General features: G+C 58.3%; 7 protein-coding genes. 4 read left to right on the top strand and 3 right to left on the bottom strand.

Annotation, left to right across the window (positions count from 1 at the left end):
• Window positions 1–113: 113 nt before the first annotated feature.
• The 3 genes from glgB to A3841_RS10450 are packed head-to-tail and all read right to left on the bottom strand — an operon-like array spanning window position 114 to window position 7798.
• Window positions 114–2426 (bottom strand): 1,4-alpha-glucan branching protein GlgB, encoded by a 2313-nt coding sequence (glgB, locus tag A3841_RS10460; RefSeq protein ID WP_073852256.1) that lies wholly within the window; start codon window positions 2424–2426, stop codon window positions 114–116.
• On the bottom strand, window positions 2419–5757 hold the full coding sequence (treS, locus tag A3841_RS10455) for a maltose alpha-D-glucosyltransferase (protein ID WP_073852255.1): 3339 nt from the start codon (window positions 5755–5757) through the stop codon (window positions 2419–2421). The genes glgB and treS overlap by 8 nt, the downstream gene beginning before the upstream one ends.
• 19 nt (window positions 5758–5776) lie before the next feature.
• Window positions 5777–7798 carry an alpha-1,4-glucan--maltose-1-phosphate maltosyltransferase gene (locus A3841_RS10450; protein ID WP_073852254.1) on the bottom strand — a complete coding sequence of 674 codons (2022 nt, stop codon included), beginning with the start codon at window positions 7796–7798 and terminating at the stop codon, window positions 5777–5779.
• A gap of 213 nt (window positions 7799–8011) precedes the next feature.
• Between A3841_RS10450 and treZ the strand changes: the two genes are divergently transcribed.
• The 4 genes from treZ (at window position 8012) to malQ (ending at window position 16677) form a co-directional block, all read left to right on the top strand.
• Entirely contained in the window at window positions 8012–9862 is a 1851-nt protein-coding gene (gene treZ / locus A3841_RS10445; protein ID WP_073852253.1) for a malto-oligosyltrehalose trehalohydrolase, read from the top strand.
• A 3-nt stretch (window positions 9863–9865) separates the two neighbouring features.
• The gene (locus A3841_RS10440; protein ID WP_073852252.1) at window positions 9866–12289 is read left to right on the top strand and encodes a DUF3536 domain-containing protein; all 2424 of its coding nucleotides are present in this window, start codon (window positions 9866–9868) and stop codon (window positions 12287–12289) included.
• A 2-nt stretch (window positions 12290–12291) separates the two neighbouring features.
• On the top strand, window positions 12292–14997 hold the full coding sequence (gene treY, locus A3841_RS10435; RefSeq protein ID WP_073852251.1) for a malto-oligosyltrehalose synthase: 2706 nt from the start codon (window positions 12292–12294) through the stop codon (window positions 14995–14997).
• A 135-nt stretch (window positions 14998–15132) separates the two neighbouring features.
• Window positions 15133–16677, top strand: a complete 1545-nt coding sequence (malQ, locus tag A3841_RS10430) for a 4-alpha-glucanotransferase (protein ID WP_073852250.1) — start codon at window positions 15133–15135, stop codon at window positions 16675–16677.
• The last annotated feature ends 75 nt before the right edge of the window (window positions 16678–16752 follow it).

The raw sequence follows: 16752 nt of genomic DNA, 5'->3' as shown, positions 1-16752 counted from the left end.
ACCGCGTCGATAAAGAAATGTAAAGCCGCCGCCAAAGTATGTTTGTACTTTGGCGGCGGCTTTACATTTATACTTCACCCCGGGGGATCTTCCCAGGGCGGAATAGCGCCCGGTTACACTGCTTCCCCGCTGTTGCCCATTTTAAAGTATACCACGGCCATTGGCGGCAGTTTGATGGTCATGGAGTGCGCCTGCCCGTGGAATGGCTCCGGCTCAGTCTGTATCGGCTCCAGGTTATGCACATCACTGCCGCCGTAGCGTCTGTCATCGGAGTTAAAGACCTGCACCCATTGGCCAGCGTGCGGTGCGCCGATGCGGTAGTACTCGTGCAGGGCCGGCGTGAAGTTGCACACCACCAGTAATTCCTCCTCCGGTTGGTCAGCCTTGCGCAGGAAGCTCATCACCGAGTTATGCGCGTCGTTGAGGTCTACCCACTGGAAGCCCTCGGGGCTGAAGCTGTGCCGGTACATGCCTGGCTCCGCCTTGTAAATGGCATTGAGCTCGCGTAGCAGCTGTTGTATGCCCTGGTGCGGCGGATACTGCAGCAGGTGCCAGTCCAGGCTGCTGTCGTGGTTCCACTCGCTGCCTTGGGCAATCTCGCCCCCCATAAACATTAGCTTGCCGCCCGGGTGCGCGTACATATAAGCATATAGGGCGCGCAGGTTGGCAAAGCGCTGCCACTCATCGCCGGGCATCTTGCCCAGCAACGATCCTTTTCCGTGCACCACCTCGTCATGGGAGAGCGGCAGCATGAACCTTTCGGAGAAGGCATAGATGATGCTGAACGTGATCTCGCCCTGGTGGTAGCGCCGGTAGATCGGGTCTGTGGAGAAATAGTGCAGCGTGTCGTGCATCCACCCCATCATCCATTTCATGTTGAAGCCGAGCCCGCCATTCTCAATTGGGCCCGTCACCGCAGGCCAGGCCGTCGATTCCTCGGCGATGGTGAGCACCTCCGGGAAGTTGTCGTGCACCGCATGGTTAAAGTCCTTCAGAAAGGAGATTGCCTCCAAGTTTTCGCGCCCGCCGTGTTCGTTCGGAATCCACTCACCCTCTTTTCGGCTGTAGTCCAAGTATAGCATCGAAGCCACGGCATCTACCCGCAGGCCATCCACATGGTACTTATCCAGCCAGAAAAGGGCGTTGCTGATCAGGAAGGAGCGCACCTCGTTGCGGCCGTAGTTAAAGATGTAGCTGTTCCAGTCCGGGTGGAAGCCCTTGCGCGGGTCGGCGTGCTCGAACAGGTGTGTCCCATCAAAGTAGGCGAGCCCGTGCTCATCCGAAGGAAAGTGCGAGGGCACCCAATCCATGATCACGCCGATGCCGTGCTGGTGCAGCGCATCGATCAGGTGCATCAAATCGGTTGGGGAGCCCAGCAAACTGTGCGCCGCGAAGTATCCCGTGATCTGGTATCCCCACGACCCGTTGAACGGGTGATGCATCACGGGCATGAGCTCCACGTGCGTGAAGCCCATTTCCTTCACATAGGCAGGCAGTTCCTCGGCCAGTTCACGGTAAGTAAGCGGGCGGTTGTTGTCTTCGGGCTTGCGGCGCCAGGAGCCCAGGTGCAGTTCGTACACACTATAGGGCTGCGGCTGCCCTGCCTTGCTTTTGCGCTCGTCGATCCAGGCCTGGTCCTGCCACGCATACTTCAGCTCGCTCACGATGGAGGCGGTTTGCGGTGGCTCCTCGCGGCAGAAGGCAAAAGGATCGCTCTTCTCCACATGGTAGAGGTGATATTTGGATTTGATGTGATACTTGTACATCATGCCCGTGCGCACATCCGGTATAAACCCTTCCCAGATGCCCGATCTGTCGTGGCGTATGTGCAGCTGGTGGCTTCCGCGGCTCCAGCCGTTAAACTCGCCCATCACCGACACCTCCTCCGCGTTCGGAGCCCACACGGCAAAGTAGGTGCCCTGCTGCCCGTGCAGTTCCATCGGGTGCGAGCCCAGCTTCAGGTACAGGCTAAAGTGCTTCCCTTCCTTAAACAGGTAGATGTCGAAATCCGTGAAAAGACTGGCATACCACACCGGCTGGTCCGGCTGCTGCTCCGCCGGAGTAATCACATCACCGGCCTCCACCACCTTGGTGGCAGTGGCTTTGGTCCTGGTGTTGATCCTGGCCTTTACCACCTCCTGCACACCATCCTTAGAGGCCACCTGGACGGGCACCTCCTCCCCCTTTTTAGGCCTTCCGCGCTTTTTGGCGGGTGTAGCGGCCTTAGCTGTTGTGGAGGTCCCCGCTTCGGCAGCTGTATCCTCTGCCTTTTTGCGGCCACGCTTAGCGGCAGGTTTGGCGGCTGCCTCTGCCTCCGCCGCCGCCAATGGCTTCTCCTTCTTTCTTCCTGGTCCGCCTGTCTTCGCTGCGGACGCCTTGCTCTGATCGGTGGTACCGGGGGTTATGCTTTCTTTTCTCTTAGCCATTCGTATACTTTTTCATGATGTACTTGATGCCTCTGATCGGGATGAGCACCCAATCCGGACGGTTATTCAATTCATAGCCCAGCTCATAGATGGCCTTCTCCAGCAGGTACGTGCGGATGAGTATCTCAAAGTCCTCCTCCTTGGCGGGCACAATACCGGTACCCATGGTTTTCTCCAGGTAAGCGTGCATGTAGAAGCCGCTGGCGTAGTGGTACCACTGCTCGGCCCAGGCCTCCAGGTAATCCACATCCTCCCGGCGCAGCCCCTCCTCCTGGAACAGGGCGCTGTAGGCGGCATAGTGGAACGAGCGGATCATGCCGGCCACGTCGCGCAGGGCGGAGCGCTTGAGGCGGCGCTCGCTGAAGGAGCGGGCCGGCTCGCCCTCAAAGTCGATGATGTAGAAATCCTTGCCCGTGAACAGCACCTGCCCCAGGTGGTAGTCGCCGTGGGTTCTGATCTTCTGGGTGTCGATCTTATGGGCGAAGATCATCTTGAGGCGCTCCAGTATCTCGCCGCGCATCTGCAGCACCTCCTCCGCCTCGCCGCGCACGTTTTCCGGCAGCCCCGGCAAGTGCTTCTGCAGGCTATCGAAGTTGCTGCGCACCAGGGAGGTGAGCGAGGAATAAAGCGAGCGCTGGTAGTGCAGCGAGAAGTTCTCCGGTGTGAAGTCCTTGCTGTCGGTGATGGAGCCAAGCGCCAGGTGCATCTCCGCGGTGCGCTGGCCCAGCAACTCCACGCGTTCCACGTGGGCGCCGCCTATCTGCATCTGCACCTCCTCCGGAATCTCGGAGAAGGCCAGCGGGCGCGACAAAGAGCCGGAGACGGCATCAACCTTTAAACGCTCGGTCTGGGTTTTCAGGCGCTCGTAAAGCCGTTTGAGTGAGTCGCCGAAGTAGCTCCAGGCATCGCCCTGGTTGGGCACCAGTTCCTGCAGCATCATCAGCACCATGGGCGGCTTATTGCCCTCGTGCTGCTCCAGCGAGCCCAGGAAGCGCGGCACATGCTCGAAGCCCACCTGCTCGGTCAGCATCTGCACCACCTCCACATCCGGGTTCAGGGTGCGGTCCAGCTTGCGGTACACCTTCATAAAAAAGGCATTGTTGTAAATGATGGACGTGTTGCTTTGCTCCGCCGAAAGGATTTTGGAGGTTAGCGGCCCCTCCATGTTCTTAAGCTCCGTGACCACCCCGCGCTGGCTGAAGCCAACCAGCTCTGCCCCGTCGTGGCGAAGCTTCTTGCGCCGCACCATCAGTTGCAGCAGCATCTGCCGGAAATCGTCGCTGTAGAGGGCATCGTAAAGTACACCCTCCTTGCTGTCTATACTTACCCGGGCGATGACGGCGTTCGGGTTATGGTCGCGCAGCTCCTGCTCCTGCTCGCCGGTGGCAAAGGCTACGGGCAGTTGGTATACTTCCGGCAGCCCTTCGTTGTAGCTCACCTCCACAAATAGCAGCGAGGCCCCTCCCCCTTTGCTCATCGGCATCGGGATGTTCTGCACCACCTGCATGCGCTGCAGGGTGCGCGCCTTGCCCCCAAACCAACGGCGCTGCCAGATGTAGTTCGGCAGCACACGATTCTCCAGCTCGCGCAGTACGCGGGCATCTAACCCTTGCCGGAGGCTGCCCATTTTCATGGCTGGCTTGGCCTGGTCGCGCTCCGACTCCGGCACCACCTCCTGTGGCCGCAGCTCCATCCAGTAATAGCCGTGGCCACCGATGGTGAACAGGTAGGGCTCGTCCTTTATACTTGGAAACTTGTTCTTGCTGAACACCTCCATCGGCACGTGGCCCCTGTACTCGGGCAGATCCAGCTCCACCGCCTCGGGGAAGCGCGAGAGGTTGGCGATGACAAGTATGATTTCGTCCTCGTACTCGCGCACGAAGGCCAGCACCTTGGAGTTGCTTGGGTTCAGGAACTTTATACTTCCGCGGCCAAAGGCCTTGTAGCGCTTGCGCATGTTGATGATGCGGCGCATCCACCAGAGCAGCGAGTTGGCGTTGTGGTTTTGCGTCTCCACGTTCACCGATTCATACTTGTACTCCGGGTCGATGATGACGGGCAGGTATAACTTCTGCGGGTTGGCGTCGGAGAAGCCGGCGTTGCGGTTATCGTTCCACTGCATGGGGGTGCGCACGCCGTCGCGGTCGCCCAGGTAGTAGTTGTCGCCCATGCCGATCTCGTCGCCATAGTATACCACCGGCGTGCCGCGCATCGAGAAGAGCAGCACGTTCATCAGCTCAATCTTGGCGCGGTCGTTGCCCAGCAGCGGGGCCAGGCGGTGGCGTATCCCCAGGTTGATGCGGGCCATCGGGTCCTTGGTGTATACTTTGTACATGTAGTCGCGCTCCTCGTCGGTCACCATCTCCAGCGTCAGCTCGTCGTGGTTTCTGAGGAACATGGCCCACTGGCAGCTCTCCGGGATGGGCGGCGTCTGGTTAAAGATGTCGATGATCGGGTAGCGGTCCTCCATCTTCACCGACATGAACAGGCGCGGCATGATGGGGAAGTGGTAGTTCATGTGGCACTCGTCGCCGTCGCCAAAGTATGACGCCGAGTCCTCGGGCCACATGTTGGCCTCGGCTAGCAGCAGCTTGCCGGTGTACTTATGGTCTACGTGGGCGCGCAGCTTCTTGAGGAAGTCGTGCGTCTCGGGCAGGTTCTCGCCGTTGGTGCCCTCGCGCTCAAACAGGTAGGGCACGGCATCCAGGCGGAACCCGTCCACCCCGAGGTCGAACCAGTAGTCAAGCGCCTTGAACACCTCTTTCTGCACGGCGGGGTTGTCGTAGTTGAGGTCGGGCTGGTGCGAGAAGAAGCGGTGCCAGTAGTACTGCCCGGCCACGGGATCCCAGCTCCAGTTGCTCGGCTCGTAGTCGGTGAAGATGATGCGCACATCCTTATACTTGTCCGGGTCGTCGCTCCACACATACCAATCTCTGTACTTGGAGCCCTTCTTGGCACGGCGCGCGCGCTGGAACCAGGGGTGCTGGTCGGAAGTATGGTTGATAACCAGCTCCGTGATCACTTTCAGCCCGCGCTTGTGCGCCTCCCGCACAAACAGCTTAAAGTCCTGCATGTTGCCGTAGCTCGGGTTGATGCTCAGGTAATCGGCGATGTCGTAGCCGTCGTCGCGGAGGGGCGATGGGTAAAAGGGCAGTAGCCAGATGGCCGTTACGCCTAAGTCCTCGAGGTAATCCAGCTTCTGCATCAGCCCTTTAAAATCGCCGATGCCGTCGCCGTTGCCGTCCTTGAATGCCTTTATGTGCAGCTCATAGATGATGGCGTCTTTGTACCAATGGATGTTGTCGTCAAGCTCGAATTTTTCGTCAGCCATAGTTGTGGTTCAAGGGTTTTTATTCGTTGGAGTGGTGCTCGGATGGCAGCCAGGTATCGTCTAAATTATCGTGCCCCATGCCGGGGCTGGCTTCTTCAATACGGAAAACATGCACCGGCATTTCATGCGGGCGCAGCTCCACGAAGTTATACTCGCCCGTCCAGGTATACTTGCGCTCGGTAAGCAGGTCGTGCACCAGGTACTGCTGGTCCGCCTTCATTTTCAGCTTCCAGAGGGGCACCTTCACCCAGCCGCTTTGCGTGTGGTGCGGGTCCAGGTTCACCACGACCAGAATCTTGTTCGTATAGTCGCTGCTCCATTTGGCGTAGGCAAGTATGGCCTGGTTGTCGCAGTCGCCGAACTGGATGTTCCAGGTCGTCTGCAGGGCCGGGTTCACCTTGCGGATCTTGTTGATGAGCGTAATCACCTCGCGTATCTTGGTCAGCTTGCCCCAGTCCCAGTGCTTCACCTCATACTTCTCCGAGTCGTAATACTCCTCCTTGCCCGGCACCGCCTGGTTGATGCCGAACTCATACACCGGCCCATAGAGGCCATAGTTGGAGGATAGCGTGGCGGCCATCACCACGCGGGTAATGTGGGCCGGCTCGCCGCCTTCCTGCAGTGCCTGGGGCAGAATGTCGGGGGTGTTGGGCCAGAAGTTAGGGCGGAAGTACTCGCGCAACTCACTCTGTGTCAGCTCGGTCATGTACTGGCGTATTTCCTCAGCGGAGTTGCGCCAGGTAAAGTAAGTATAGGACTGGGTGAAACCGATCTTGGCCAGGCGCTCCATCACACGTGGGCGGGTAAAGGCTTCGCTCAGGAAGATCACCTGCGGGTACTGCTTGTGTATATCGGCAATCACCCACTCCCAGAAACTGAACGCCTTGGTGTGCGGATTGTCTACCCGGAAGATTAACACGCCCTGCTCTATCCAGTGCAGCAGCACGCGCTTCAGCTCGCGCCACAGGTTCGGCCAGTCCTTCGTCTCGAAGTTCACCGGCAGCACGTCCTGGTATTTTTTAGGCGGATTCTCGGCGTACTGCACGGTGCCGTCAGGCCGCCACTTAAACCATTGCGGGTGTTCTTTTACGTAGGGATGATCCGGGGAACACTGGATGGCAAAATCCAGAGCGATTTCCAGGCCGTACTCCCGCGCCTGCTGCACAAACTCCCGGAAGTCATCGAGCGTACCCAGTTCCGGCAGCACCGCATCGTGGCCGCCCTCTTCTGCACCGATGGCCCACGGGGAGCCTGGCTCGCCCGGCTCGGAAGTGACGGAGTTGTTCTTGCCCTTGCGGAAGGCGCGCCCGATGGGGTGGATGGGCGGCAGGTAAATGGTGTCGAAGCCCATCTCGGCAATGCGCGGCAGCAGGCGGGCGCAGTCTTTAAACGTACCGTGGCGGTCAGCTTCCTGTGCCGATGACCTCGGGAAAAACTCATACCAGGCACTGAACAGCGCTTTCTGCCGCTCCACGTCCAGTTGCAGGATCCTATCGTAGATGCTCACGTTCTCCTTCTCGCAGCAGGCGTTCATCAGTTCGCTCACGTCGGGACCGGTGGCAAAGGCCACATCCTCGGCGTGCGAGTGGCTGGTGCGCAGCTGCTCGGCCCACTTGCGCAGGCGCTTCTGCTGGCCCGGCTTGGCCCTATCGGCGGCGGCCTCCATCAGTTGCGCCCCGATCTGCAGCTCCACGGTAATATCCTGGTTAGCCTCAAACTTCTTCTTCAACCCCTTCTGCCAGGTATAAAAATGATCCACCCAGCCCTCAATGGTATACTCGTAGCGGCCCATGGCATCCGGTGTGAACGTGGCCTGCCAGCGGTCGTTGCCCAGAAACTCCATCGGCACCATTTCCCATTTCTTTCGGCGGGCGTGGCGGTACAGCACCCTTGCCTTCACCTCGTCGTGGCCATCGGCAAACACATCGGCCGTCACCACTATCTCCTCCCCTACCACACGCTTTGCCGGAAACCTGCCACAGTTTATCTGGGGCTTTACATTCTCAATAACAATCCGTTTTGTTCCTTCCAGCTGTTCCATTAAGATATACTTCTGCTTTAACCGTTGTACGTACTAATCTGAGGTGAATAGGTTTCGCTCTTCCGGACAGAAGGCGCCGCAGAACTCACCTGCAGTCCTGCCAAGGCAATCAAAACAATAAAAAATAACATGGCTGTGCTAAAACGCTCCCAAAAACCCACAACCTAAAGCCTGCGAAGTCAGTTAATACGGGCTGAGTAAAACCCCGTTTTTATGTCCATACTTAGAGAGATAGGGGCGCAGTATTCCCCTGAGAAGAAAGGAACCGTGTTTACCGTATGGGCACCCAAGGCAAGGCAGGTGGATGTGCTGCTGCACAAGCCAGAGCCCATCCGGGTGCCGCTGCAGCAGGAGGCCATGGGCTACTGGACCGCCCTGAGCGAGTTTGCCAACCCCGGCACCCGCTACACTTTTATACTTGACGAAGAGACCGAGCGGCCCGACCCCGCCTCCCATTTTCAGCCCGATGGGGTGCACGGGCCCTCTGCCGTGGTGGACCATACTTCCTTCGCCTGGACCGACAGGAACTGGAAGAACCTGCCACTGCACCAGTACATTATCTACGAGCTGCACGTGGGTACCTTCACTCCTGAGGGCACCTTTGAAAGCATCATTGAGCGCCTGCCAGAGCTGAAGGAGCTGGGCATCACGGCTATTGAGCTGATGCCGGTGGCACAGTTCCCGGGGAGCCGCAATTGGGGTTACGATGGGGTGCTGCCCTTTGCCGTGCAGCAATCCTACGGAGGCCCGGAGGGGCTGAAGAAACTCGTGAATGCCTGCCACGAACAGGGGCTGGCCGTGGTGCTCGATGTGGTCTACAACCACCTGGGGCCCGAGGGCAACTACCTCCACGACTTCGGACCCTACTTTACCGGCAAGTATAAAACGCCCTGGGGCCCGGCCCTGAACTTTGATGACAACCACGCCGATGCGGTGCGCAATTACTTTTTGCAGAACGCCCTGATGTGGCTGCGCAACTACCACATAGACGCCCTGCGCCTGGACGCCGTGCATGCCATCTACGACATGGGCGCCAAGCATTTCCTGCAGGAGTTGCAGGAACATGTGCAGGAACTGGAAGAGCAAGTGGGCCGCGACTTTATACTTATCGCTGAGAGCGACCTGAACGATGTGCGCCTGATAAACCCCGTGGAGCGCGGCGGCTACGGCTTGGATGCCCAGTGGAGCGATGATTTCCACCATGTGATCCACGCGATGGTAACCGGCGAGCAGGAAGGCTACTACGTGGGCTTTGGCAAGCCCGAGCAGCTGGCCAAGGTGATGGAAAGGGCCTTTGTCTACGACGGACTGTACTCCGAGCACCGCCACCGCACCTTCGGCAGCAGCACCGAGCACAACCGCGCCGAGCAGTTCGTGGTCTGCTCCCAGAACCACGACCAGGTGGGCAACCGCATGCTGGGCGAGCGCCTCTCCGACCTGGTGGATTTTGAAACGCTGAAGGTAGTGGCCGGCCTGGTCATACTTTCGCCTTTCGTGCCCATGCTGTTCATGGGCGAGGAGTATGGCGAGAAAAACCCGTTTTTATACTTTGTGAGCCACGGCGATGAGGATTTGATAGAAGCCGTGCGCAAAGGCCGCCGCGAGGAGTTTAAGGCCTTTGCCTGGCAGGGTGAGGCACCAGACCCGCAGAGCGAGGATACCTTTAACCGCTCCAAGCTCAGCCGCAGCTATACGTCCGATGCCCGGCAAAACCAGCTGCGCGAGTTCTACAAGCGCCTCCTGCAGCTGCGCAAAAACGCCGCCGCCCTCTCCCGACCGGAGAAGGACAAGGTATCGGCCCGCCTGGAGGCGCACGACATGGTGCTGCACCTGGTGCACCAGACTTCGGAGCCAAACCTGTACTGCCTGTTCAACCTGAGCGACACGGAACAAAGTATAAACCTGGCACCCGCCCTGGAAATTTCCGGCAGCTGGAAAGCCATACTTCACTCCGCCGCAGCGGAATGGGGCGGCACAGGCGCCGAACTCCCAAACCCCCTGGAACAGAAAGCAGCGATTAGACTGTCCCCGAAATCCCTTCTCATACTTCAGCAACAACACTAGCGCATGAGTAAATATATCTGCATCCACGGCCACTTTTACCAGCCGCCGCGCGAGAACCCCTGGTTAAACGAGGTGGAGCTGCAGGAGTCTGCGGCCCCTTACCACGATTGGAACGAGCGCATCTCCGACGAGTGCTATGCCCGCAACTCGGCCTCGCGCATCCTCAACGGGGAGGGCAAGATCATCGACATCATCAACAACTACAGCTACATCAGCTTTAACTTTGGCCCTACCCTGCTGGAGTGGATGCAGAAAAAGGACCCGGAAACCTACCAGGCCATACTGGATGCCGATAAGAAAAGTATGAAGCGCTTCTCCGGCCACGGTTCGGCGCTGGCGCAGGTATACAACCACCTCATCATGCCCCTGGCTAACGAGCGCGACAAGCACACGCAGGTGATCTGGGGCATCTACGACTTCACCGAACGCTTCGGGCGCGCCCCTGAGGGCATGTGGCTGGCCGAGACTGCCGCCGACGTGCCCACGCTGGAGGTGCTGGCCGAGCACGGCATCCGCTTCACCATCCTCTCCCCCTACCAGGCCAAGGCCTTCCGCAAAATGGGGGACAAGGAATGGACCAGCGCGGAGGGAGCCAAGATTAATCCCCGGCGGCCCTACCTGTGCAAACTCCCCTCCGGCAAGGAGATCGTGCTGTTCTTCTATGATGGGCCGGTGTCGCAGGGCATTGCCTTTGAAGGGTTGCTGGAACGCGGCGAGGACTTTGCCGCCCGACTCAGCAGCACCTTTGAGGAGGGCAGCAAGGAGCCGCAGCTCATGCACATCGCCACCGACGGCGAGACTTACGGCCACCACCACCGCTTCGGCGAGATGGCCCTTTCCTATGCCCTCCACCACATCCAGGAAGAAAAACAGGCGCAGGTAACGGTATACGGCGAGTTCCTGGCCAAGTATCCGCCCAGGTATGAGGTCCAGATCATAGAGCCCAGCTCGTGGAGCTGCGCCCACGGCGTGGAGCGCTGGCGAAGCAACTGCGGCTGCAACACCGGCGCCCACCCCAGCTGGAACCAGGAGTGGCGAAAGCCCATCCGCGAGGCCTTTGATTGGCTGCGCGACGAGGTTACGCCGCTGTACGAGCAGGAGCTCAGCAAGCTGGGCGCCGACCCCTGGGCCACCCGCAACGCCTACATCGAGGTGATCATGGACCGGTCAGAGGAGAAAGTGGCCCAGTTCATCCGCACCCATACTTCGCGGGAGCTGACACAGGAGGAGCAGGTGCGTTTCCTGAAGCTGATGGAGATGCAGTACCACGCCCTGTTGATCTACACCAGCTGCGGCTGGTTCTTTGATGAGGTAACTGGCATCGAAACCATGCAGGACATCCTCTACGCCGCACGCGTACTCCAGCTGGCCCACTACCTGGGAAGCCGCGACCTGGAGCCTGAGTTTACAGAGCGCCTGAGCCATGCCAAGAGCAACTACAAGGAGCGCGGCGACGCAGCCGCTGCCTACGCGCGCACCGTGAAGCCAACCATGATAGACCTGCTGCGCGTCGGCGCCCACTACGCGGTAGGCTCCCTGTTCCGGGAGCAGGGCGAGGTGATGGAGCTTTACAGCTATTCCGCCACCTCCGAGGCCTTCGAGTACATACAGGCAGGGCGTCAGAAGCTGGCGGTTGGGCGGGCCCGCATCAAGAGCAAGATCACCTGGGAGGAGCTCACCGTCACCTTTGCCGTGCTGCACCTGGGCGACCACCAGCTGTTTGGCGGGGTGCGCGAGTTTATGACCAAGGAGGACTACGAGGGGTTGTTGCAGGAGCTGAGGTCGGCCTTTGACCGCGGCTACGTGAGCGAGGTGATCATGCTGCTCGACAAGCACTTCGAGTCGCACAACTACTCGTTCTGGCACCTGTTCAAGGACGATCAGAAAAAGATACTCGACCAGGTGCTGGCCCAGACCATGGAGAACATGGAAAACGACTTCCAGCAGCTCTACGACAATAACTACTCCCTCATCGCGGCCATACAGACCATTGGCATGCAGATGCCGCGCCCCCTGCAAACCACGGTGGATTACATTGTAAACACCCACCTGCTGCGCGAGTTTGAGTCGGAGGAGCCGAGTCCGCAGGAGGTGAAGCGCCTGCTGGAGGAGGTGCACCGCATGAAGGTGACCTTGAACTACGAGGAACTGGAGTTTGCCCTGGCGCAACGCGTAGAGCTGCTGATGAAAAAGCTGCAGGACAACCCCCAGGAGCTGGCCACCATGGACCTTCTGATAGAGCTGCTGAAGGAAGTGAAAGGCTCCAAACTGGAAACCGATTACTGGCAGGCCCAGAACATTGCCTTCCGGATACAGCAGGATGGCTACCTGGACCTGAAGCAGCGCGGCGAGCAGGGCGACAAAGCAGCAGCCGCCTGGACGCAGAAGTTCGAGAAGCTTTACCAAAACCTCAACCTGAAAGCATAAACATGACCTATACCCCTTCGGCCACTTACCGCATCCAGACGTCGCCAAAGTTCCGGCTCAGCGATATAAAGCAGCTTATCCCCTACCTGCACGAACTGGGCGTCAGCACCATTTACTCAGCCCCGTTTTTCTGCGCCCGCCCCGGCAGCGAGCACGGCTACGACGTGACCGCCCCCTATGACATCAGCCCGGAAGTAGGCACGCAAAAGGAGCTGCAGGAGAGAGCCCTGGAGCTGAAGCGCCGCAACATGGGCTGGCTGCAGGACATCGTGCCCAACCACATGGCCTTTCACCCCGATAACGTGTGGCTGATGGACGTGCTGGAGAAAGGGCCGCAGTCGCATTTTTATACCTTTTTCGACATCGATTTCCACCACCCCGATTTTAACGGGCAGGTGATGGTGCCTTTTCTGGGGGAGCCGCTGGACAAGGTGCTGGAGCAGAACCAACTGGAACTGAAACTGAGCGAGAAGGGCATCTGCCTGCATTACTTCGACAATGTGTACCCGGTCAGTGTTTCGAGCTATCGGCCCTTGCTAGAGGAGGCGCTGCAGGTATCGGGCAACCCGGAGGTAACGCCACTAGCAGAGCGAAGCCTGAAGGAGCTGGCCCTGCACGAGGCCGAGGAAAGTATAAACCCCGCCGCCTGGGGCAACTTTAAGAGGAAGCAGTACAAGGCTGAGGCGCTGCGGCAGGCGCTGGAACAGGTGCTGCAAAGTATAAACGGCAAGGACAAAAAACTGCGGAAGCTGCTGCAGAAACAGCACTTTATACTTTGCCACTGGCAGGAAACGGAGAAACAGATCAACTACCGCCGCTTCTTTACCGTGAACGACCTGATCTGCCTGCGCATGGAGCACCCCGAGGTGTTTGAGCAGTACCACCAGTTCATCAAAATGTTGTGCGACCAGGAGCTGGTGCAGGGCCTGCGCGTGGACCACGTCGACGGCCTTTTCGACCCCGCTACTTACCTGAAGCGCCTGCGCCAGTTGGCCGGGCCGGAGCAATATGTGGTGGTGGAGAAGATTCTGGAGGGCGAGGAGCACCTGCCGGAGAACTGGCCGATCCAAGGAAACAGCGGCTACGATTTCCTGGCCTGGGTGAGCAACCTTTATACTTCCGCCAGCGCCCGCGAGCAGATCACCCAGGCCTATAGTCGTCTCATTTCGGATGCCGCCACCGATTACAGTCAGCTGGTGTTCGACAAGAAACTATTCATCCTGACCAATTACATGCAGGGGGAATTGGAGAATTTGCTGCGCCTGCTGCAGGAGCGCCAGCTGATACCGCTGGAGCCGGAGGAGCAATGGCGAAAGGCCCTGGCAACGCTACTGGCCGCCTGGCCCGTGTACCGCATTTACAGCAATGATCTGCCTGTCGCCAAAGAAGAGATGAAAGTGGTGGAAGAGGCGTTTGAGGCAGCACACAAACAAGCTCCTGCGCTAAAGGAACAGCTGCAGCGCCTGCACTCACTATTTATACTTGAGCCGGAGGATACCGAAAGCCGGAAACACCATAAGTTATACTTTGCAATGCGCAGCCAGCAGTTTACAGGCCCGCTGGCGGCCAAGGGCGTGGAGGATACCACTTTCTACAACTATAACCGGCTGATCTCATTAAACGAGGTAGGCAATAGCCCTGCTATTTTTAACCTGAGCCCGCAGGATTTCCATGAGCGCATGATGTACCGGCAGCGCACCTACCCGCACTCCATCAACGCCACCGCCACCCACGATACCAAGCGCGGCGAGGACGGCCGCCTGCGCCTGAACGTGCTGACGGAACTGGTTGACGAATGGGAGCAGAAGGCAAAGGAGTGGATGGAGATCACCAGAAAGTATACTTCCGAGCCGGTGGAGAATGATTTATACTTTCTGCTGCAGACGCTGCTGGGCGTGATGCCGCTGAACGGAGAGGTAGATGAGACCTTGGTTGAGCGGGTGCAGGAATACCTGGAGAAAGCACTGCGCGAGGCCAAGAACAAAACCGACTGGTCGGCGCCCAACGAGCAGTATGAGCAGGCCATGAAAGACCTGGTGCAGCAACTGCTGGTGCAGGACGAGGACTTTATGCACTCCTTCCAGCCGTTCTTCCTGAAAGTGGCGCACTTTGGCTGGCTCTACTCGCTTGGCCAGACGCTGCTCAAGATAACCTGCCCCGGCGTGCCGGATGTGTACCAGGGCACAGAATTATGGGACCTGAGCCTGGTAGACCCCGACAACCGCCGCCCCGTGGATTACGGACAGCGCCGCCGCTACCTGCAGGAACTGCAACAGGCCGAAAAGCAAAGTATAGATAAGCTGCACGAAGAGCTGCTCCTTCATCCTGAAAACGCCAAAGTAAAGTTATACGTGCTGCACAAAGCCCTCACCGCCCGCCGCGAGCTGCATGTTCTTTTCGAAAAGGGAGCGTACATTCCGCTGCAGGTGAAGGGGCCAAAGCAGGAGCATGTGCTGGCTTTTGCCCGCCACCACCAGGGGCAGTGGGTGCTGGTAGTCGTGCCGCTGCTGTTGGTAAGCTTAGTAAACAGCCACGATTTGCCGCTGGGCCCGGAAGTATGGCAGGACACAAGTATACTTTTGCCAGACAACGCCCCGAAAGTATGGCAGCAGGCACTGGGCAACGGCACCGTTCACGCAGCGAATGCTATTCCCGTAGCAGAAGTTCTCAACACATTTCCGGTAGCACTCTTAATCGCCGGTTTTTAGTTATTCGTTGTTCGTTAATCGTTATTAGTTGTTAGAGGCGGGTTATTAATTACCGGCTCCCTGACTTTCTAACTTCCAAACCTTCTAACCTTCTAACTTTTTAACTTTCTAACTCCCAAACTCCCAAACTCTCCCATGATCGTACCTCAGCGCAGCGCAGGCATTCTGCTTCACATCACCTCCCTTCCCTCCCGCTTCGGCATCGGCGACCTGGGGCCGGAGGCTTATACGTTTGCAGACCAGCTACAGCAGGCGGGGCAGCGGTACTGGCAGATTCTGCCGCTCAACCCCACCGAGATCAGCTCGGGCAACTCGCCCTACAGCAGCCACTCGGCCTTTGCCGGCAACCCGCTGCTCATCAGCCCCGAGGAACTGGTGCACGATGGCCTGCTGCACGCCAAAGACCTGCACCACAACGAGAAGTTCGACGATGCCCGCGTGGATTTTGAGAAGGTGACAAAGTATAAACTCAAGCTGCTGCGCAAGGCTTACCAATACTTTAGCGAGGAACTACCGGACGTGCTCTGGAAAAACTTCACCGGTTTTCAGAAAGAACAGAAGCTGTGGCTGCAGGATTACGCAAACTTTGTGTCCTTCCGGCAGCATTTCAAGAACAAGAATTGGACGGAGTGGCCCGAGGAGATAAAGTGGCGCGACGAGCAGGCCGTGGAGCAACTGGCCGAAAAGCTGCGCGAGCAGGTGGAGTATGAGATGTTTCTGCAGTTCCTGTTTTACCGCCAGTGGCAGAAGCTGAAGGAGTACTGCCTCGGCAAAGCTATACTTTTCTTTGGCGACATGCCTTTTTACGTGAGCCACGACAGCGCCGACGTCTGGAGCCACCCCGACATTTTTAAACTGGACCGCGACGGCAATCCCACTGCCGTATCAGGCGTGCCACCGGATTATTTCAGCGAAACCGGGCAGCTTTGGGGTACGCCAGTGTTCGACTGGCAGGCACTGAAGGAGCAGAACTTTGACTGGTGGCTGCACCGCATCGAGCACAACCTGCAGCTTTTCGGCCTGCTCCGCCTCGACCATTTCCGGGCTTTCTCGGCCTACTGGGAGGTACCCGCCGGCGAGGAAACCGCCATCAACGGGAAATGGGTAAAAACACCCGGCGGCGCTTTTCTGAAAGTAGTGCAGCAGGAGTTTAAGGAGCTGCCGATCGTGGCCGAAGACCTGGGTGAAATTGATCAACCGGTGCGCGACCTGATGGAGAAATTCAAGCTGCCGGGCATGCGCGTGCTTCTTTTTGCCTTTGGCGAGGACCTGCCGCAAAGCCTGTACGCCCCGCATAACCATACTATAAACAGCATCGTGTACACCGGCACCCACGACAACAACACCGTGCGCGGCTGGTACGATAAGGATGCCTCCAGGGATGACAAACGCCGCCTGCGCGCCTACAGCACTCACCGCGTGAACCAAAGCAATGTACATAGCATCCTGAACTGGCTGGCGTATAGTTCGGTATCGCAACTGGCCGTGCTGCCCATGCAGGACGTGCTGTGCCTGGGCTACGAGCATATCATGAACAAACCCTCCACCGGCTCCGGCAACTGGGAGTGGCGCCTGCAACCCCAGCAGTTCACCCAACCTCACATACAGGAACTGAAAGACATGGCCATAAGGTATGGCCGTTGGCAGGAACCGGAGGAGGAGGAAACCAAGGAAGTATAGCTAAGGCTTCGGCTATACTTTTTATGTTTGTTGGAATTATGCTATCTTGCTCTAGAGGCTTTATTTAACAGAGAA

Origin of the sequence: Pontibacter flavimaris, from assembly GCF_001907195.1 — a bacterium.
GTDB lineage: Bacteria > Bacteroidota > Bacteroidia > Cytophagales > Hymenobacteraceae > Pontibacter > Pontibacter flavimaris.
The sequence above is the reverse complement of the archived record's forward strand: the minus strand, read 5'-3'. Positions and strand labels throughout refer to the sequence as shown.